This window comes from uncultured Corynebacterium sp. (assembly GCF_946998835.1).
Classification (GTDB): Bacteria; Actinomycetota; Actinomycetes; order Mycobacteriales; family Mycobacteriaceae; genus Corynebacterium.
Window position 1 is genome coordinate 13422 of sequence record NZ_CAMQAZ010000010.1, and the last position, 18173, is coordinate 31594.

The following is an 18173-nucleotide window of genomic DNA, read 5'->3' on the forward strand; positions in this document are numbered from 1 at the left end:
CCGGTTCATGTTCGCACGACCGGAGGTCTTTTACTATGCACGTGCCCGCATCGGTATGGCTTATCACCATTGTGGTCGTCATGGGTTTCATCGCCTTTGACTTCTATGCACACGTTCGTACCCCGCACAACCCAACTATGAAGGAAGCGGGAATCTGGACCGCTTTCTACGTAGTCCTGGCATTCATTTTCGGTGGCATGGTGTGGTTGTTCTGGGACCATCATCGAGGGATAGAGTTTCTTTCGGGCTATATCACCGAAAAAGCGCTCAGCGTAGATAACCTGTTTGTCTTCGCGCTGATTATCGGAGCATTCAAGATTCCACGCCAATACCAGCAAAAGGTATTGCTGTTCGGTATCGCGATGGCGCTGGTATTCCGAGGTTTGTTTATTTGGGCAGGTGCCGCCGTTATTGAGAAATGGTCGGATGTTTTCTACCTGTTTGCAATCTTCCTGATTTACACAGCTATCAAGACGGTGTACGACGAAGCCGTCGATAAGCCGGAACCGGATCCGGCGGATATGAAGCTAATCCAGTGGTTGCGGCGCGTGGTTCCAATCTCGGATCACTACAACGAGGACAAGCTGACAGTCAAGCAAAACGGCAAGCGTTTGCTAACTCCGCTGGCTATTGCGCTGGTGTCCATTGGCTTTATTGATGTGATGTTCGCGTTCGACTCCATCCCAGCAATCTATGGCCTGACGGATGAGGCCTACATTGTCTTTACTGCAAACGCTCTGGCTCTCATGGGTCTGCGTCAGATGTACTTCCTGCTCGACGGCCTGCTGGATCGACTGGTCTACCTGGCCTACGGCCTGGGTGTCATCCTGGCATTCATTGGCGTGAAGCTGCTGCTGCACGCTCTGCATGAAAATAACCTGCCGTTCATCAACGGTGGTGAAAACGTGTCTGTGCCAGAGGTATCGACCTGGGTGTCGCTGGCATTCATTGTTATCGTCCTGGTGGTCACGGTCTTGGCTTCTTGGCTCAAAATCAAGCGCGATGAAAACATGGGTGCGATTGCCCTTCCTCGCCTTCACCACGACGACCATGGAAACCACGGTGACCGCGGCCCTCACACTTCTTCAACCTCTGCTGGCGCGACACCGCCGTCGGGTGATAACGGCGCTAATGATTCGTAGGTCGGTTCGAGTAAGCCCTGGGCGTTAGCTGGACGTGATTGTGAGATAAGGTAACAACTGTGACTGCTCCAAGTGCTGATACAAGCCGTGTTTCCAATTGGAACTTGCCTAATTTCCTAACGGTGCTTCGCATCCTCGGCGTACCGGTGTTTCTATGGGTACTTCTTCAGGAAGGTGGCGAAGCCACCAATTGGCGCTGGTGGTCGTTTGTCGTATTCACTCTTTTGATGGCGACCGACAAGCTGGATGGTTACCTGGCTCGCAGCCGTAATCTCATTACCGACTTCGGCAAGATTGCCGATCCGATTGCCGACAAGGCTTTGATGCTCGCCGCGTTGATTGGAATGAATGTCATCGGCATTCTGCCGTGGTGGGTGACTGTCATTATCGTGATTCGCGAGGGCGGCATCACTGTCTGGCGCATGTTCGCGCTGCGCCAGGGCCGTGTAGTGCCGGCATCGCGCGGGGGCAAGATTAAGACGGTGCTGCAATCTGTGGCAGTCGGTCTGTTCCTGATGCCAGTGGCCTGGCTGTACTGGCCGTCGTGGATTGTGATGATTGCGGCGATTATCGTCACCGTTGGCACCGGCATTCAGTACATCGTAGATGCGCGAAAAGCGGCATAGAGGAGCCTTCAGAGTAAGCTTGAGCGGAAGGATAAAGCTGTGAGTGCTGTCAATCACCTCGCCGAGGGTGAGAGAAGTGCTGAGGACGTCGATAGCGTTTCGCGCGCACTCATCCACACGCTCACGGTTCGAGGTGAAACTCTGGCCGCTGCCGAATCACTGACCGCAGGTCTTTTTTGCGCCACCGTTGCCTCGGTTCCAGGCGCGTCCGCAGTGCTCCGCGGCGGGGTGGTGACGTACGCAACCGATACGAAAGCATTGCTTGCCGACGTGCCGAAGGATGTCCTGTCCACACATGGTCCGGTATCCGAATTGACGGCGAGGTATATGGCACTCGGAGTAGCAAATAAAGCAGTGGCTGACTGGGGCATTTCGCTGACAGGAGTAGCTGGCCCCACTATGCAGGATGGGCATCCTGTGGGGGAAGTGTGGTGTGGGCTGAAACGACCGGGAGCGTCATACCTAGAGGGGGTAACAGCTGTGAAGCTGCCGGTGAATAAAGATGGTTCGCGCTCAGAGATTCGTCGTCAAGCAGTGGCATTGTCGTTAGAATTGTTGATGGAAAATCTCGACACTAAATAAAAAACTTTTCACAATTGGGAACAGGTCGGCCCTCTAAGACGTTAGAGAAAGTGATGACCAACAATACTGCACTTATGACCATTCGCTACCCAGAGGTAGATAGCGCTGCCGCGTTGGAGGCTTCCATGGATGCCGCGGCGCAGTCCGCGCGGGTGGCCGTAGCGGAGCAGCCGGAATCCCGTGAGCCACTTCTACGTGAAGCGTTGGGGGAGACGCTGCGTGATATCCGCTCACGCACGGGACAGACTCTGCGAGAGCTTTCTGAAAACGCGGCGATTAGCCCTGGATATCTGTCTGAGCTTGAACGCGGTCGTAAAGAGGTTTCCTCTGAGCTGCTGGCATCGGTATGTGCGGCACTCGGCGTAACGGTATCGGATTTGATGATGGAGGCTGCGACTGCAATGGCTCTCCACGCGGCGAGCCCGGAGCTTGCGGCAATATAGGAACCCAATTGAAGTGTCTGGAATTATTTCGCCTACTCAGTGCTTAGCGCCCGAAAAAGCTTGGCTTTAGTTAAGATTGGTTGCGCGATAGACACAGACCTGCGTTTAGGTAGTTGCATTTAGAAAGGTGTATGGAACGCTATGGCTAATCCATTTGTAAAGCTGTGGAATTACTTGATGGCCGCTTTTGATTCCAAGATTGAGGAAAACGCTGACCCGAAGGTTCAGATTCAGCAGGCTATTGAGGATGCCCAGCGGCAGCACCAGGAACTATCGCAGCAGGCAGCAGCGGTTATTGGTAATCAGCGCCAGCTGGAGATGCGCCTCAACCGACAGCTCGCTGAGATCGAAAAGCTACAGGGTAATACCCGCCAGGCACTGCAGTTGGCCGACAAGGCTCGTGCTGAGGGGGATACCGCCAAGGCCACTGAGTACGAGAACGCCGCCGAGGCTTTCGCAGCTCAGTTGGTTACTGCGGAGCAGTCGGTAGAAGATTTGAAAGCTCTGCACGATCAGTCATTGCAGCAGGCAGCTCAGGCGAAGAAGGCTGTGGAGCGTAACTCCATGCAGCTTCAGCAGAAGGTGGCAGAGCGGGCAAAGCTCCTCAGCCAGCTGGAGCAGGCAAAGATGCAGGAGAAAGTGTCCGAGTCCCTGCAGTCCATGAATCAGATTTCTTCAGGTGCTACTCCTAACCTGGATCAGGTCCGCGATAAGATCGAGCGTCGTTACGCTAATGCTCTCGGCCAGGCAGAGCTGGCTCAGAACTCCGTTCAAGGACGTATGGCTGAGGTTGAGGCTGCTGGTGTTCAGCTGGCTGGACACTCTCGACTGGAGCAGATTCGCGCAGAGATGAACGGCGGCAACGAGCTCACCGGTGGTGAAGCACAGAAGTCTATTGAGGGCGGCGCTGGTTCCAACGTTGATCCGGCAGTCGCTGAGCGCATGCGCCAGCTGCGCGAGGGCAACTAGTTTTCGCTATTCGCCCTCACCGCGGGCGATGAGGGAATCACCCATCGCCTTTGAGCGGTTAATGGTTCGGATGACTACGGGCACTCCGAACGCGAGAATTGAACCGGTGGCACCGCGGGCTTTTCTGGCCTCTAGCACTTCAGCGGCGGCCATGACTTGTAGCGGAATCATTCGTAGAGTCAAAGAGAGCGCGAGAGAAATGGTGTCGACCGGTAGCCCAAAGCGCTCGAACGGTCGCATGGCAGCGGTCAGCGTGTCCATGATGTCGCTGACTCGTGTCGTTAGCGTCAAAAGGATTGCTGCTGCAATCGCCGCGAGAAGCGCGAGGAAGGTTGTCAGCGCTTGTTCGCCGCCGGCACGCCACCACAGCAGAAGTGACAGTAGCACCAAAATGATGACGGCACCACGGAGCTGTCGGAAGGCAACCTTGGGTGGAACCTTGGCCACGGCGTAGGCGAGAGCAACCGTTCCCACGGCCATTGCCCCGCCCATCCAGCCATTTACGAAGATGCCAGTCAACAGCAAAAATGCGATGACCGTGATGAGCTTTGCAGATGTCGGCAGTCTATGAACTGGCGAATCGTGATTGAGATAAAGCCCCAGAGGGACATTGGCCGGATGAATCATCAGTGGTCTTCTTCCGCACGTGCCGCTCGCGTCATATCCCTGACGTAGCGGTCAATGACCGGCTCCGGGGCACCATCGTCGACTATCTCGCCCGCGCTCACGCGGATGACGCGGTCAAAATCTGTGATGAAATCCAGATCGTGGGTGACCACTATGAGCTGCTGCTCAAGCTGCGCAAAAATGTTTCGGATGTGGAGCCGATTGCGCAGGTCAAGGAGAGTGGTGGGCTCATCGGCGATGATTGTTGAGGGATTAAGGATGAGTACGGCTGCCAGTGCCAGTAGTTGCTTTTGCCCACCAGAGAGCAAGTGAGGCGAGGTATCGGCATGGTCTGCGAGCCCGAAACGCTCAAGCGCCCCGTGGACCAGTCGGTCGCGCTCATCTTTCGGCAGCTTTCGCTTTCGCAGCGAAAAAGCAATATCCTCGGCGACCGTTGGCATAACAATCTGGTTGTCGGCATCCGAGAAGATGAAACCAACCTTTTTGCGCACCTCTTTAGCTTGCTTCGCGACATTCATGCCGTCATATGTGACGGTGCCACCAGTCACCGAGCCCAGGCCATTGATCAGCCGTACCAACGTGGACTTACCGCCACCATTTTCACCAATGATTCCGATACGTCTTTCGGTGAGGCTCAGCGTGGTCGGGTGCAGAATCTGTCGGCCTGAGTAGTTTGCGGCAGCGCGGTCAAAAGCGATGGTGGGCATTGTTTGACTCAATAGCTTTTTCTCTGTTTGTCAGCTATGCGGCCGTGTTGGCTGCATCATTGACGAGACGATTTTGATTGCGATTGGTAGCGTCGGGAAGCAAATCCGGGAAGGCCTGCAGGACAGCTGTCGCGATGAGCGCTGCTACGACAACCTTGGCGACATCGCCGAAAATGAACGGGACATTGGTGACGAGTGCATCGGTGAAACTGAGCCCCATGCGCCAGACCAAGCCGAGAGAACCGAAGAAGTACTGCAACAAAACGCCGACGAGACCTGCGCCAATAAACACGCCGATACGCGCACCCTTCGCTCGCGGTGCTTGTTGTGCAATTGCGCCGACGACGAAGCCCGCGATGAGATAGCCGAAAATATAGCCGACCGTCGGGCCTGGAAGAGCTGCGAGCAGTGGCTTCCAACCCGCCATGTTGGGGACACCTACGAGACCGACGGCGAGGAACAGGGTAGTGGCGAGACCGCCACGCTTGAATCCGAGAATCATGCCGGCAAGTGCGATGCCCATGTTCTGTAGAACGATTGGCACGCCCAAGCCGCCAACGGGAATAGCAATCCCGCCGAGCACGATGATGAGCGCCGCAAAAGCGGCAATGATAGTGAGGTCATACACCTTGGAGTTATTCACAGGATTTATCTTAATCCCCACAGTTGAGCACTGTTCAAGGAGGGTGTACGTCGTGGTTAACGAAAAAGGATCGTCAGCTAGTTAACGTCTATGGCTATCTTGGTACGTTGGTTTCATGCGATTGGCTGACTTTCACAATTTCGTCACACACGAATTTGGGCCTCAGCATGGTCCGTGGCTGCTGCATTCTCACGTGCTGATGGATTACGGTAAAACACCTGCCGAGCTGCTCGAAGCCGGGGTAGAACCTCGCGACATCTGGTGGGCCCTGTGTAAAGAACACGATGTTCCTGAAGACCGCTGGTACGGTCCTGACGAATAGCTCGTGGCGTCGGCGACGACGAATGCTTGCCGACGTTGGCTGCGTGGCGTTGCCATTCGAACAGGGTTTCGCATATTATCGAACATGCTGATGAAGTTAATCCGTCAGATTCGGTATAACTTCCGGGTGTAACCGACAGCAGAGGTGTCGCGGTCCAATTTGGAACCAGAACGGCTAATTTCGCGCCTAACTAAGTGTGAGCGAAGTTTCTGTTTTGGATGAAAATCGGGACACAGATTCTCTGAGTACGGCTCCAGAACCCGATACCGTACGCGACAATGACAATGAGGAAGAACAACGAACTATGGCTCGTAAGAAGGCTACGGCTTCTAACCAGGGCAATGATCGCCTCAAGGCGCTTGATGTAGCGCTGGCGAATATTGAGAAGGACTTTGGTAAGGGTGCAGTAATGCGCCTGGGAGATGACAACCGTCCACCAATTCAGGTTATTCCCTCAGGCAATATCGCCATTGACGTGGCTTTGGGTCTGGGTGGTTTCCCGCGCGGTCGTATCGTAGAAATCTACGGGCCGGAATCCTCTGGTAAGACCACAGTTGCGCTGCATGCTATTGCGGAGGCACAGCGGCAGGGCGGTATTGCCGCCTTTATTGACGCGGAGCATGCACTGGATCCGGTCTATGCGCGCAAGCTTGGAGTAGATACGGACAACCTTCTAGTGTCCCAGCCGGATACGGGTGAGCAGGCGCTTGAGATTACGGATATGTTGGTGCGCTCTGGCGCTATTGACATCATCGTTGTTGACTCGGTGGCCGCTCTGACGCCGAAGGCCGAAATTGACGGTGAAATGGGTGATTCCCATGTCGGTCTGCAGGCGCGGTTGATGAGTCAGGCGCTACGAAAGATGACGGGTGCGCTGTCTACCACTGGCACTACTGCCATCTTCATTAACCAGCTGCGTGAAAAGATCGGCGTCATGTTCGGATCTCCAGAGACCACCACGGGTGGTAAGGCGCTGAAGTTCTACGCTTCCGTTCGCTGTGATGTGCGCCGAATTCAGACGCTGAAGGATGGCCAGGACGCGGTGGGTAACCGTACGCGTCTAAAGGTTGTCAAGAACAAGGTGTCTCCGCCGTTCAAGCAGGCAGAGTTCGACATCATCTATGGCGAGGGTATTTCGCGTGAGGGCTCTTTGATTGACATGGGCGTTGATAACGGCATCGTCAAGAAGTCCGGCTCATGGTTTACCTATGAGGGTGATCAGTTGGGGCAGGGCAAGGAGAAGGCCCGTATGCACCTGCGTGAGAATCCAGAGATTGCTAAGGAAATCGAAGTCAAGATTAAGAAGAAGCTTGGGGTCGGAGAGTTCGCTGAAGTCGAGGATGAGACCGATATCGATGCCCCAGTCGATGTCGTGCCTGATATCGACTTCGACGATTTGGAAGACTAGTTAGCCTAAAGCGCAGTGCCGCGATACATGAAAAGTGAGGACAGTGGAGGATCGCAACGGCCGCGATGTGCGGGAGACCATCGAAAAGCTTGCTCAGCAGATTGCGGAAGCTGATGGCAGCTCGCTCTACGATGCGGGACGCGAAGAATCCAAGGCTCCTATTCGTGCTAAGGCGCTGCGCTTGCTCGATCAGCGAATGCGATCCCGCCAGGAACTTGTTGAAAGACTGGAAGCAGTCGAGGAGTTCCCATCTTCGATGATTCAGGAAGTCGTTGATGACTTAACCCGAAGCGGATTGGTTAATGACGAGCTCTTTGCCACTGAATGGGTGCGCCAGCGCTTTGCCAGCCGCGGCAAATCGAAGATGGTTCTGAACCGAGAACTGAAGGAAAAAGGTATCGAGGCTTCCTTGCGGGCAGATGCCTTGGAGCAAATTACGCACAACGCAGAAGAAGAAGTCGCCCGAAAGTTAGCTGCGAAGAAAGCAGCCACCATTAAGGAAGTAGCACCGGACTTCAATTCCAAACAAAAGGATTTGCGCAAGGTCGTCGGCGTGCTGGCTCGTCGCGGCTTTTCCTCCGAGTTGTCCATGAGTATCGCTCGGGATGAGTTGGAAGAGCGGTATAGGGAACTCGAAGACGACGCGGAGTAGAGGGAGTAATTATGTGGACAATGCTAATTGGGGAAATGGGCTACAAACAGCTAACCTAAACTGCCGTGACTACCCCTTCTTTGAACTCTCAGCAGCAATCAGTACCTCGCACCTACGAGGTACGTACTTTCGGTTGCCAGATGAACGTCCATGACTCGGAGCGTCTGTCTGGCCTGCTGGAAGAAAACGGTTATGTAGCCGCTGCAGAAGGTGAAAATCCCGACCTGGTCGTTTTCAACACGTGTGCCGTTCGAGAAAATGCGGACAACCGTCTCTATGGCACGTTGGGGCAGCTCAAGCCAGTCAAGGATGCTCACCCAGGTATGCAGATCGCCGTCGGTGGCTGCTTGGCGCAGAAGGATAAGGACGTTGTTGTAAAGAAGGCCCCGTGGGTGGACGTGGTCTTCGGTACTCATAACTTGGGTTCGCTGCCCGCGCTATTGGAGCGAGCTGCCCACAACGAACGTGCCGAAGTTGAGATTAAGGACGCGTTGGAGGAATTTCCCTCAGTGCTACCAGCTAAGCGTGAGTCCACTTACGCAGGCTGGGTCAGTATTTCTGTGGGGTGTAATAACACGTGCACGTTCTGCATCGTTCCCAGCCTGCGTGGCAAGGAGCGTGATCGTCGTCCCGGCGACATTCTCGCAGAGGTGCAAGCACTGGTGGAGCGGGGCGTTACTGATGTCACGCTCCTGGGCCAAAATGTGAACGCCTATGGTGTTAACTTCGCCGATCCCGATATGGAGCGCGACCGCTCGGCTTTTTCCAAGCTGCTGCGCGCATGTGGTCAGATTGAGGGCCTGGAGCGCCTGCGCTTTACTTCTCCACACCCAGCCGAGTTCACCGATGATGTCATCGATGCCATGGCGGAGACTCCGAACGTGGTCCACCAACTGCATATGCCGCTACAGTCCGGTTCAGACCGAGTGTTGAAAGACATGCGTCGCTCCTATCGCACCAAGAAGTTCCTTGGCATTTTGGAGAAGGTTCGAGAAAAGATGCCAGATGCGGCTATCACCACAGACATTATTGTCGGCTTCCCGGGAGAGACTGAAGAAGACTTCCAGCAAACTCTCAGTGTGGTGGAAAAGGCGCGTTTTAGTTCGGCATTCACCTTCCAGTACTCTCCACGCCCGGGGACACCGGCCGCAACGATGCCGGACCAGGTTCCACCTGAGGTCGTGAAAGACCGCTATGGTCGCCTGCTGGCGTTGCAGGAGCGCATTTCCGAGGAAGAGAATGCGAAGCTGGTCGGCCGTGAGGTCGAGCTGCTGGTCAGTCAGTCCGATGGCCGCAAGAACGCGGAAACGCATCGTATGTCAGGCCGGAGCCGGGATGGCCGCCTGGTGCACTTCAACCCGTCGGAAAGCGAACACGGTGTGGTGGACAGAAAAATTCGCCCGGGCGATTACGTGACTGTGCGCGTGACTGACTCCGCCCCGCACTTCCTCATTGCAGACTCCGGCGTGCTAACACACCGTCGTACTAAAGCGGGGGATAATGTGGAGGTCGGTCAGATTCCGACGACTGCTCCGATTGGAGTTGGTCTGGGCTTGCCGAAGATTGGCCGTCCGGAGAAAACGAGTGTAAGTGAGGGATGCGGCTGTGAGTAGCGACAAGGCTTCGCCGGAAAGCGATATGGATTCCACTAACGCGCAGTCAGTGGAATCCGCGCAGGAACTGCGGGTTCAGGAGCGCAAGGCTGCTGGTGAGCTGGAGCTAGGTCGTGCAGCAATCCCGATGATGATTGCCGTCGTCGGTCTCATTACCAGCTTCTTCCTCCCACACTCGGGCGTTGTTTTGGGCTTTGATGTGCTGCTGGATACGGACGTTGCGCATCAGTACTTCACGACACGGCCGGAGCGAATTTACTCTATTCTCGTGGTGCTGGGTGTCCTTCTGGCTATTGCAACACTGATTACCCGTACGACGATCCTCGCGTTCGTCACCTGGTTTTTTGCATGTATCCAGATGGTGTATTCGGTTTTCGCTGGTTGGATGCGCCAGTCTCGTCCGCAGGAACTGGCGGGTGAGGGTATTTCGTTTGGCCTGATGATCGGCATCTTCTGCAGTTTCCTGCTGGCTATCTCCGTGACTTTCATCGCTTTCCGACGCAGTAAGGAGCAGCTCGCAATCGCGACGAAACGTCGCAAGCACGCTGATATCGATCCGGTATTGCGAGCCCAGCAGGTTTACTTGCGCTCGGGTCTGACTCCGAATACGACCACGGATGTTTCGGTTGTCGACGACCGTCGTGACCGGGCCCGCCGACGCAATCGCGGCGCGCTGGGCAGTAGTGCGCAGAGTGCTAGCGAGCAAAGTGCCACTGACCAAAGTGCTGGCCAGAGTGAGAAGGCTGGCGACAAGTAGGGCAGCGGTCAAGTAGGGAAACTACTTAATTGAGAAAATAAAAGCGGCTATCTCCCGTAGCAGGGGAGATAGCCGCTATTTTTCGGGTTTCGCTTTAGAGCTCCTTGAGCGTCTCCGCGGCTTGTTCTGCCCACTGACGCCACTGCTCGGCCTGCTCGCGGGCCTTGGCTGCCTGAGAAGCCTTGCCCTTCGCCTCTAGTTCGGCGGCTTTTTCTTCGAACTCAGCTGCACGGTCGGCGAACTGCTGGACGCGAGCCTGTGCTTCGGGGTCGGTGCGACGCCACTGCGAATCGGCTGCGTCAGACACCCGCTTTTCCAGTGCACCAATTCGGTTCTCGTACTCGCGCACGCGGCCACGGGGGACGAAGCCGATGGCATCCCACTTCTCCTGCAGATGACGCAGCTCGGTGCGGGCATGCTCGAGCCCCTTGGACGGGTCAATGCGGTCGTCATACTCGGCCAGCAGCGCGTCCTTAGCTGCCGCGTTTGCTTCGAATTCCTTGTCGCGTGCTTCGTTGACTGCATTGCGAGCGCCAAAGAACTCATCCTGAGCTGCCTTGAATTGTGCCCAAAGCTTGTCGTCGACCTCGCGAGGGGCGCGGCCAGCGGCCTTCCACTCGGCCATCAAATCGCGGAAAGCGGCAGCCGTGCCACCCCAATCAGTGGAGGTCTTCAGCGCCTCGGCGCGCTCGATGATGTCTTCCTTCGCGCGGCGGGCTGCAGCCCGATTACGATCCAGCTCTGCAAAGTGGGAACCGCGGCGGCGGTTGAAGGAATCGCGTGCGCGGGAGTAACGGCGCCAGAGCTGGTCATCAGTCTTGCGGTCGATGCCGCGAATCTGCTTCCATTCCGTCAGGATTTCACGGATACGGTCGCCGGCGACCTTCCACTCCGTGGAGTTCTCCGCTAGTTCCTCGGCTTCTGCAGCCAACTCTTCCTTACGGGCAATCGCCTTCTTACGACGCTCTTCCCTATCGTGAGCGACTTTTTCCTCTGCGACGTGAGAGTTGGAGATTACCTCTGCAAGACGCTTATCCAGCGCATCGATATCACCGAGGACAGTGGCAGTAGCGAGGCTCTCACGCAGCTCGGCAGCATTATGAGAAATCGTCTGGGCCTCCTGAGGGTGGGAGACAATGCGCGACTCCAGCAGCTCGACCTCAGTGGCGAGATCTGCGTAGCGCTTGCCGTAGTGGGCGTAGCCTTCCTCCACGGTGCCGGCTTGCCAGGAACCAATATTGCGTTCACCGGCATTGGTGATTAGCCAGACAGTGCCGTCTGCATCAATGCGTCCAAACTTCTTCGGATCATTGTGGACGGCATGTGCCGCAGCTGGTGAACTTGCAGACGCAGCAGCGCCAGGAGCTTTACGATGAGCCGGCATTGCGCCTGGTCGAGGACCCGGACGTGGCCCCGGGCGTGGACCTGGCTTAGGAGTATTGCTGGTACCGGTCATAGTAGGTAAACCTCTTCCAATCTTCATGCAGAACTGCCGCGCGACACGGCTGCCATCAAACACTTGCGTTATGTGTTCGAGTATCCCAAAAATTCTTACGCAGCGCGCGTAACCCCGCCGGAATAAGGCAGTGGCTAGCCCCTCACGGTAGCGTTGAGGGCGTGAATTCGCGTTTGCCCCGACTTGTGATCGTTCCGCGTGCGCTCCTCATCGTCGAGGACTTGGGCGGTTTAGCCCCCATTGCCGCGGAACTGCGTCAGTGTGCCCGAGAGGCTGTCGCGACGCTGTGGTCCGATGACGAACAGGGGGCGCCCGGCGGGGTCGCCATCATCACAGGCAGGGCACCGGGTGAAAGCTCGCATGAGACCAGCACGCCGGGAAGCTTCCGCCCATACGGGGTGGAAACTACGGTGTCTAATGGCACTGAACTACCGGAACTCCTGGGGCGCTGGCTTATCGAAGACTATGACCCCATGGTTCAGGCAACGTGTTACGAGTCAATTGTCGAGGCGCTCGCTGCCGGTCACACGTGTGTGCTCGTGCTTGTCGACGGCGCGTTTGGCCTTGCGGACAACTCCCCGGTCGGCGCAATTGCTGGTGCAGTGGAGATTGATGCGCTGTGCAGCAAGATTGCGGGGCAGGATGCCGTCGTCGCTAACGTGGAGAACATAAAATTCCCAGCGCCTGGCGAGTACGCGGCGGAGTTATGGCAGCAGTTAAACAGAGCTACTGAATGCTTGGTAGGGGCCGGAATGGCCGTCGTCAAGCGTGTGTACTATGACGGCGCGCCCTACGGAATCGGATACCACGTGGCCAGCTGGCAATGTGTTGCGAAGTAAGATCTCACGGTTTTAGGTTTTGTGCAGGAGTGTGAAGCAGGTAGTGACGGCTTTCGAGAGTGAGAGCTTGCCGGTTCCGATTGCGGTGGTGGGGCCAACGGCGTCGGGAAAGTCGGATTTGGGGCTGGTGCTCGCGGAGCAACTTGGCGGTGAAGTCGTCAATGTTGATTCCATGCAGCTCTATCGGGGGATGGATATTGGTACGGCGAAGCTGTCGGTGGCCCAGCGGCGGGGGATTCCGCATCATCAACTCGATGTGCTGGATGTGACACAGCCGGCTAGTGTGGCGACGTATCAGCGTGAGGCGGTCGCGGATGTAGAGGATATTCGCGCGCGGGGAAAAATCCCCATCCTTGTCGGTGGGTCGATGATGTACGTACAGGCCCTGGTGGACGACTGGCAATTTCCACCTACAGACCCGGAGGTGCGCGCAAAGTGGGAGGCTGTGCAGGACGAGATTGGCCCGGCGGCGTTGCATGATCAGCTCGCCGAGATTGACCCGGAGGCCGCGGCGATTATTGAGACCAATGACCCGCGTCGCACAGTCCGGGCGTTGGAGGTCATTGAGCTGACAGGAAAGCCGTTTGCGGCTTCGAAGCCGTCGATTGATCAGCCACCGCGGTGGAATACTCGAATCCTGGGATTGCGTACGCAGACCGAATGGCTGAATCCTCGGATTGAACAGCGCACAAAGGCCATGTTCGAATCCGGTTTGGTCGCGGAAACGGAGCGGTTGGTTGAACAGGGGCTGCGTGAAGGTGTCACCGCTAGCCGCGCAATCGGCTACGCCCAGGTGTTGGACTACTTAGATGGCGTTTACGACTTGGACACGGCCTGTGAGCGCACCATTACCGGCACGCGCAGGTACGTGCGTAGGCAGCGCTCATGGTTCAACCGCGATCACCGGATTTCCTGGCTGGATGCGGACGGTGATGTGCCGGTGCAAGCTTTTTCTGTGTTGGGGCTATAGACGGTGCCCCTGTGCCACTAGCATCGGGAGCATGGTTTCATTCGCTAAAGGGCACGGCACGCAAAACGACTTCCTGATTTTTCCCGATGATTCGGTATCGATTGATTTGACCGAGCCGTTGGTCGCCGCGCTGTGTGATCGACAGCGTGGTCTCGGTGCTGATGGTGTTCTGCGCGTGGCTCGTGCGGGAAATCTCGTGGATGCCGGTGTTTTAGAGGCATTACCGGAGAGTGTTGAAGCAGACGATTGGTTTATGGACTACCGCAATGGCGACGGCTCCATCGCCGAGATGTGTGGCAATGGTGTACGTGTCTTTGCGCACTATGTCTCAGCAATCCACAGTCCCGACAGCGTCGTCGACGGAACTTTGCGGGTGGGTACCAGAGCAGGGCTACGCGCGGTCTCAATTAGTCAGCTCAGTCGAACGCGTGCAGTCGTGGGAGTCGACATGGGGCAGCCAGAGGTACTCGGTGTAGCTACTGCGTTCGTTGGTTCGGGCGAGACGGCGCAGAAATTCGCTGGTCTGGGTGTTGACGTGGGAAATCCGCATTTAGCCTGCGTTATGCCGGGGATGAACGCCAACGCCCTGGCGGAGCTGGGGTTGGAAGCTGCGGGCAGTACCGCAAAGCCAGTGCTTGCCGACGAATTGATGTTCCCGCACGGCGTCAACTTGGAAATTGTCACCCCGCTGGATGCCTCTGATTCGGTATCCATGCGGGTAATAGAACGCGGAGTTGGTGAAACCCGCTCGTGCGGAACTGGCACTGTCGCGGCGGCTATTGCCGCACTGGCTGATTCCGGCCGTACTGAGGGGACCGTGACGGTCAAGGTGCCCGGCGGTGTGGTGACCGTGGGGGTCCATGAAGCCAGCGATACCGATGGTGGCTTCTCGGCGACCTTGACCGGTCCGAGCGTGATCCACACTCACGGCGAAGTTGACCTGGAAGTGCTGTAAGGGGCGAGTTAGCGGCTTAGTGGCCGCCGCAGCCACCCTCGCCACACCCGCAGCCACCCTCACCACAGCCACCGCCACAGCCCTGCGGTGCGATAATCTCACCGGTTAGCGAAAAAGTGCCGGAGACTACCATGCCTGGCTGTGGTGCTTCATCGCCACCGGGGACAAGTACATCCATGGGAGTGGGCAGTGCGAGGTTGAGAACCCAGAACTTCTTGCCGGTTAGTTCATTGACATGTTTGCGGGAGTTGTTGATAACACCGGCCAACTTTACCGTGGCGCTGGGGGCGGTCTTGCCGACCTGGTCTCCGACAATCGCCTTGGCGCCAACGAAGTCCAGCGTGGTCGGGGTCGTGCCAGTGCGCTCTTCGTAGTCCTCGGCAGATGCGTCGAGGGTGAAGTCAGTTGCGAGTGCTGACAGTGCGACATGCTCGAAGGTCTGTGTGCCGGCATCCACAATCATGGGGCCCTGCGACAGCAGGCAGCAGGCGACCTCGATGACCTTGTCAAAGTTGTCGGAGGATGGGTCGTCTTCGACGATTTCCACGAGCGCTAGAACGTCGTCCACGCTGGATACGTGCGCGGTGACGGTCGGGCTGCCCGCGAAGCCCGCATAGGTGGAAAAAGGTTCAACGCCCAGGATGTGCAGGCGTGCACCAGAGGGATCTTCGAAACGAACTAGCTGGCCTCCGCGTACCTCGCCGATGACTGAGAGGTTGTCGCTGGCAATCGCGGCTTCCATTGCGTCCCGCCAGCTGGGGTAGTCCAAACCAATGCTTCGCAAGTCAGTAGTCATAACTTCTGATGATACTTCCCATTACACAGTGTGCGAACTAACGAATCGCGCGCCGGTCAATGGAGTTACACGACTCATGTGAGCCTGTGTAGTGATGGCAGGTCGACTCTTCGGATGCACTAATCGCACTCCAACCCTAAATAGGGAAAGGTTAAGTGTGACATAAATGACTTTCCTTAGGTGCACCCGGTTTATTGCATTTAGGGCTACCTAAGAGTAGGATAGCCTTCGTAAACGTCATTTGCTTAGCGTAATTGCTATAGACATAAGCGAGGTCTCTCATGCTCGGACTGCGGTCTCGAAACCAGTCGGAAGATTCTCAATCGCTTGCCGACGTCCCGGCGGGGACAACCGTTACTTTAGGTGCTCCCCATGTGGATGAGCAGCTGTGCCGCAGGCTTTCACAACTGGGGCTACGCCCTGGAATGAGCGTCACCGTTGGGCGGAGCACGAGTGGCGGGGGCCGCATCGTCCATGCAGGTTCAACGCGCTACGCCATCGATGCCAGCACCCTGCGCAAGATGTCCGTCGCAGGGTAGTTCCCCTGCATCTGTTTTCACCTCTCTCCTGAAAGTTCACCATGACAACACCTACGGATTCCTCAACGCGAAAATTCGCTTCCACGCCGAGCTGCCATGCGTGCAGTGGCGGTGCACCAGCGAAGGCCGGCGCCCCTGTTGTCGCAGTTGTTGGCGCGCCGAACTCCGGCAAGTCAACACTGTTTAATAGTTTGACTGGCGCAAAAGCGCAGATGGGCAATTGGCCGGGTACGACCGTCGAGGTCAGTCGCGGTGCATGGAAGACCGATACCGCTGAGTACGATGTCATCGACTTCCCAGGTGCTTACTCTCTGGATGCCATGAGCCCAGACGAGGAGCTCACCCGTGAAATGCTCATTGAAAAGCCGGAGGCAGAGCGCCCGGACCTCGTCGTAATTGTTGTCGATGCCACGGCTCTGGGGCGTGGCCTCTATATGGCTGCAGAGCTGGCCGAACAGCCACAACGTATTGTGCTGGCCCTGACCAAACTCGATGTAGCCAAGGCCAAGGGCATCGATGTGAATCCGGACGCGTTGCAGTCAGCTATGGGCATGCCGGTAGTGGCGCTGGATCCCCGTCGAAAAGCGGGCATGTCGCGGTTGGCCGACGCGGTGGCAGCTGCTTTGAGCGGATGTAGTTCGGTGCTTTCGCCGATTCGCCAGGTGAATGGCGAATCGACCGAAAGCCTGGATGAGGCGCGTTTTGCCGCTATCGACGCAGCAGTTGCGGCATCAACGGGTGGGGTAGAGGACCGCCAGACATTCTCGGACCGCATTGATGATGTGGTACTTCACCCAGTGCTCGGTCCAATCATCTTCCTGGCGGTCATGTGGGCTGTCTTCCAAATCACGACGACGGTGGCAGCGCCACTGCAGGACGGTCTGGAAGCTCTGATTACTGGCAGCTTTGCGGATCTGGTCACGCGCGGGCTGGAGGCGATGGGGTGGAATCATCCTATTGTCACAGGGTTGCTTGTCAACGGCATTATCGGCGGTGTCGGCATGGTGTTGACCTTCGTCCCGCTGATGGCGCTGATGTTCCTGTGCCTCGCGGTGCTGGAGGATTCCGGATACATGGCGCGTGCGGCCGTGGTAGCTGACCGTTTCATGCGGGCAATTGGTCTGCCGGGCAAGGCGTTCATTCCGCTCATTGTTGGCTTTGGCTGTAACGTGCCGGCGATTTCGGCGACACGTGTGCTGAGTAATCCGCGCCACCGCATTCTGACGGCACTTCTGGTGCCGTTCACATCCTGCTCGGCACGACTGACTGTATATGTCATGTTGGGTGCTGTGTTCTTCCCGGACCATGCCGGCACGGTCGTATTTGCGATGTACGTGATCTCGATTCTGCTAATCATCCTGACGGGCGTGGCGCTGCGAAAAACTCTATGGCGCACCATGCCGTCGGAACCACTCGTCATTGACCTGCCGACCTACCAGCTGCCGACTGCACGCCTGGCATTGTCGGTCATGTGGATGCGACTGAAGGGATTCCTGCAGACCGCCAGTGGAATTATCGTCAGCACCGTTATTGTTGTCTGGCTCCTGATGTCCATCCCAATCGTTCCTGGGCACTCGTTCGCCGATGAGGAATTGGCACCGCAGGATTCCGCCTACGGCTCCGTCAGTGCGACCATCGCGCCGGTATTTAACCCAGCAGGCTTTGGTACATGGTCCCTGACCGGTCCGTTGGTAACTGGCTTTGTAGCTAAGGAAGCCGTGATTTCTACCTGGGCACAGACCTACGCAGTGGAAGATGTCACCGACTCTGAGTCGAGCGAACAGGCCTCCAGCCCACTCGCGGACAATATTCGCCGCGACTTCGACGAAGCCTCCGGCGGCCATGGTCTAGCCGCAGTGTGGGCGTACATGATCTTCCTGCTGGCCTACACGCCATGCGTGGCTACGCTGGCAGCGCAGCGCCGGGAAATCGGCCTGAAATGGACAGTCTTCGGTTTGGTCGCGCAGATTTTCGTCGCCTGGGCACTGGCCGTGGTCGTTTTCCAGGGGCTGAAGGTGTTCCTGTAAAACCTCGTAGATTCCTCGTGGTTTCGGCAAGACTGCTAAATCACATGTGCCAACTACAAACCAGATCAAAATTGAAACCAGGCACTGAAAGGAGCTATTG

Annotated in this window: 20 protein-coding genes; 15 read left to right on the forward strand and 5 right to left on the reverse strand. The window is 56.8% G+C overall.

What is annotated here, in order from left to right; translation table 11 throughout:
- Positions 1–35 precede the first annotated feature (35 nt).
- The 5 genes from Q0U90_RS04940 to Q0U90_RS04960 all read left to right on the forward strand — a co-directional run bounded on the left by Q0U90_RS04940 (position 36) and on the right by Q0U90_RS04960 (position 3762).
- On the forward strand, positions 36–1142 hold the full coding sequence (locus Q0U90_RS04940; protein WP_297452329.1) for a TerC family protein: 1107 nt from the start codon (positions 36–38) through the stop codon (positions 1140–1142).
- Positions 1143–1201: 59 nt separating this feature from the next.
- On the forward strand, positions 1202–1768 hold the full coding sequence (gene pgsA / locus Q0U90_RS04945) for a CDP-diacylglycerol--glycerol-3-phosphate 3-phosphatidyltransferase (RefSeq protein ID WP_297452331.1): 567 nt from the start codon (positions 1202–1204) through the stop codon (positions 1766–1768).
- A gap of 39 nt (positions 1769–1807) precedes the next feature.
- Positions 1808–2350 (forward strand): nicotinamide-nucleotide amidohydrolase family protein, encoded by a 543-nt coding sequence (locus Q0U90_RS04950; protein WP_297452333.1) that lies wholly within the window; start codon positions 1808–1810, stop codon positions 2348–2350.
- 125 nt (positions 2351–2475) lie between these two features.
- The gene (locus Q0U90_RS04955) at positions 2476–2793 is read left to right on the forward strand and encodes a helix-turn-helix transcriptional regulator (RefSeq protein WP_297452409.1); all 318 of its coding nucleotides are present in this window, start codon (positions 2476–2478) and stop codon (positions 2791–2793) included.
- A gap of 141 nt (positions 2794–2934) precedes the next feature.
- Complete coding sequence (locus Q0U90_RS04960; protein WP_297452335.1) at positions 2935–3762, forward strand: PspA/IM30 family protein; 828 nt, start codon at positions 2935–2937, stop codon at positions 3760–3762.
- A gap of 6 nt (positions 3763–3768) precedes the next feature.
- On the opposite strand, the gene Q0U90_RS04965 is transcribed toward Q0U90_RS04960, so the two are convergent.
- The 3 genes from Q0U90_RS04965 to Q0U90_RS04975 are packed head-to-tail and all read right to left on the reverse strand — an operon-like array spanning position 3769 to position 5748.
- Positions 3769–4389 carry an energy-coupling factor transporter transmembrane protein EcfT gene (locus tag Q0U90_RS04965; RefSeq protein WP_297452337.1) on the reverse strand — a complete coding sequence of 207 codons (621 nt, stop codon included), beginning with the start codon at positions 4387–4389 and terminating at the stop codon, positions 3769–3771.
- Complete coding sequence (locus tag Q0U90_RS04970; RefSeq protein ID WP_297452338.1) at positions 4389–5096, reverse strand: ABC transporter ATP-binding protein; 708 nt, start codon at positions 5094–5096, stop codon at positions 4389–4391. Before Q0U90_RS04970 ends, Q0U90_RS04965 begins: the two co-directional genes overlap by 1 nt.
- A gap of 34 nt (positions 5097–5130) precedes the next feature.
- A complete protein-coding gene (locus Q0U90_RS04975; RefSeq protein ID WP_297452410.1) occupies positions 5131–5748 on the reverse strand; it encodes a biotin transporter BioY in 618 nt (205 codons plus the stop codon).
- A 106-nt stretch (positions 5749–5854) separates the two neighbouring features.
- Between Q0U90_RS04975 and Q0U90_RS04980 the strand changes: the two genes are divergently transcribed.
- The 5 genes from Q0U90_RS04980 (at position 5855) to Q0U90_RS05000 (ending at position 10491) form a co-directional block, all read left to right on the forward strand.
- Positions 5855–6061 carry a DUF3046 domain-containing protein gene (locus tag Q0U90_RS04980; RefSeq protein ID WP_297452340.1) on the forward strand — a complete coding sequence of 69 codons (207 nt, stop codon included), beginning with the start codon at positions 5855–5857 and terminating at the stop codon, positions 6059–6061.
- Between the two features lie 304 nt (positions 6062–6365).
- The gene (recA, locus tag Q0U90_RS04985) at positions 6366–7469 is read left to right on the forward strand and encodes a recombinase RecA (protein ID WP_297452342.1); all 1104 of its coding nucleotides are present in this window, start codon (positions 6366–6368) and stop codon (positions 7467–7469) included.
- A gap of 43 nt (positions 7470–7512) precedes the next feature.
- Positions 7513–8121 carry a regulatory protein RecX gene (locus Q0U90_RS04990; RefSeq protein ID WP_297452344.1) on the forward strand — a complete coding sequence of 203 codons (609 nt, stop codon included), beginning with the start codon at positions 7513–7515 and terminating at the stop codon, positions 8119–8121.
- A gap of 65 nt (positions 8122–8186) precedes the next feature.
- Positions 8187–9734, forward strand: a complete 1548-nt coding sequence (miaB, locus tag Q0U90_RS04995; RefSeq protein ID WP_297452346.1) for a tRNA (N6-isopentenyl adenosine(37)-C2)-methylthiotransferase MiaB — start codon at positions 8187–8189, stop codon at positions 9732–9734.
- Complete coding sequence (locus tag Q0U90_RS05000; RefSeq protein WP_297452348.1) at positions 9727–10491, forward strand: hypothetical protein; 765 nt, start codon at positions 9727–9729, stop codon at positions 10489–10491. Before miaB ends, Q0U90_RS05000 begins: the two co-directional genes overlap by 8 nt.
- Before the next feature lie 94 nt (positions 10492–10585).
- Here Q0U90_RS05000 and Q0U90_RS05005 read toward each other — a convergent pair whose 3' ends face one another.
- On the reverse strand, positions 10586–11947 hold the full coding sequence (locus Q0U90_RS05005; RefSeq protein WP_297452350.1) for a DUF349 domain-containing protein: 1362 nt from the start codon (positions 11945–11947) through the stop codon (positions 10586–10588).
- Positions 11948–12108: 161 nt separating this feature from the next.
- On the opposite strand from Q0U90_RS05005, the gene Q0U90_RS05010 reads away from it, so the two are divergent.
- From Q0U90_RS05010 to dapF, 3 genes are all read left to right on the forward strand, one after another.
- Positions 12109–12786, forward strand: coding sequence for a hypothetical protein (locus tag Q0U90_RS05010; RefSeq protein ID WP_297452351.1), 678 nt, complete (start codon positions 12109–12111; stop codon positions 12784–12786).
- A 67-nt stretch (positions 12787–12853) separates the two neighbouring features.
- Positions 12854–13756: a tRNA (adenosine(37)-N6)-dimethylallyltransferase MiaA gene (miaA, locus tag Q0U90_RS05015; protein ID WP_297452411.1), complete on the forward strand. Its 903-nt coding sequence runs from the start codon at positions 12854–12856 to the stop codon at positions 13754–13756.
- Positions 13757–13787: 31 nt separating this feature from the next.
- Positions 13788–14711, forward strand: a complete 924-nt coding sequence (dapF, locus tag Q0U90_RS05020; RefSeq protein WP_297452353.1) for a diaminopimelate epimerase — start codon at positions 13788–13790, stop codon at positions 14709–14711.
- 16 nt (positions 14712–14727) lie between these two features.
- Here the strand turns inward: dapF and Q0U90_RS05025 are convergent, their stop codons facing one another.
- Positions 14728–15507 carry a hypothetical protein gene (locus tag Q0U90_RS05025; protein ID WP_297452355.1) on the reverse strand — a complete coding sequence of 260 codons (780 nt, stop codon included), beginning with the start codon at positions 15505–15507 and terminating at the stop codon, positions 14728–14730.
- 281 nt (positions 15508–15788) lie between these two features.
- Here Q0U90_RS05025 and Q0U90_RS05030 point away from each other — a divergent pair, with 281 nt between their 5' ends.
- On the forward strand, positions 15789–16046 hold the full coding sequence (locus Q0U90_RS05030; RefSeq protein ID WP_297452357.1) for a FeoA family protein: 258 nt from the start codon (positions 15789–15791) through the stop codon (positions 16044–16046).
- A gap of 41 nt (positions 16047–16087) precedes the next feature.
- Entirely contained in the window at positions 16088–18073 is a 1986-nt protein-coding gene (gene feoB, locus Q0U90_RS05035; protein WP_297452359.1) for a ferrous iron transport protein B, read from the forward strand.
- Positions 18074–18173 lie beyond the last annotated feature (100 nt).

Bases quoted from the DNA above. Each gene is read 5' to 3' on its own strand.
- Q0U90_RS04940 (WP_297452329.1), top strand. From the start codon at position 36: ATGCACGTGCCCGCATCGGTATGGCTTATCACCATTGTGGTCGTCATG.
- Q0U90_RS04955 (WP_297452409.1), top strand. From the start codon at position 2,476: ATGGATGCCGCGGCGCAGTCCGCGCGGGTGGCCGTAGCGGAGCAGCCG.
- Q0U90_RS04960 (WP_297452335.1), top strand. From the start codon at position 2,935: ATGGCTAATCCATTTGTAAAGCTGTGGAATTACTTGATGGCCGCTTTT.
- Q0U90_RS04965 (WP_297452337.1), bottom strand. From the start codon at position 4,389: ATGATTCATCCGGCCAATGTCCCTCTGGGGCTTTATCTCAATCACGAT.
- Q0U90_RS04970 (WP_297452338.1), bottom strand. From the start codon at position 5,096: ATGCCCACCATCGCTTTTGACCGCGCTGCCGCAAACTACTCAGGCCGA.
- Q0U90_RS04980 (WP_297452340.1), top strand. From the start codon at position 5,855: ATGCGATTGGCTGACTTTCACAATTTCGTCACACACGAATTTGGGCCT.
- recA (WP_297452342.1), top strand. From the start codon at position 6,366: ATGGCTCGTAAGAAGGCTACGGCTTCTAACCAGGGCAATGATCGCCTC.
- Q0U90_RS05005 (WP_297452350.1), bottom strand. From the start codon at position 11,947: ATGACCGGTACCAGCAATACTCCTAAGCCAGGTCCACGCCCGGGGCCA.
- dapF (WP_297452353.1), top strand. From the start codon at position 13,788: ATGGTTTCATTCGCTAAAGGGCACGGCACGCAAAACGACTTCCTGATT.
- Q0U90_RS05025 (WP_297452355.1), bottom strand. From the start codon at position 15,507: ATGACTACTGACTTGCGAAGCATTGGTTTGGACTACCCCAGCTGGCGG.
- Q0U90_RS05030 (WP_297452357.1), top strand. From the start codon at position 15,789: ATGCTCGGACTGCGGTCTCGAAACCAGTCGGAAGATTCTCAATCGCTT.
- feoB (WP_297452359.1), top strand. From the start codon at position 16,088: ATGACAACACCTACGGATTCCTCAACGCGAAAATTCGCTTCCACGCCG.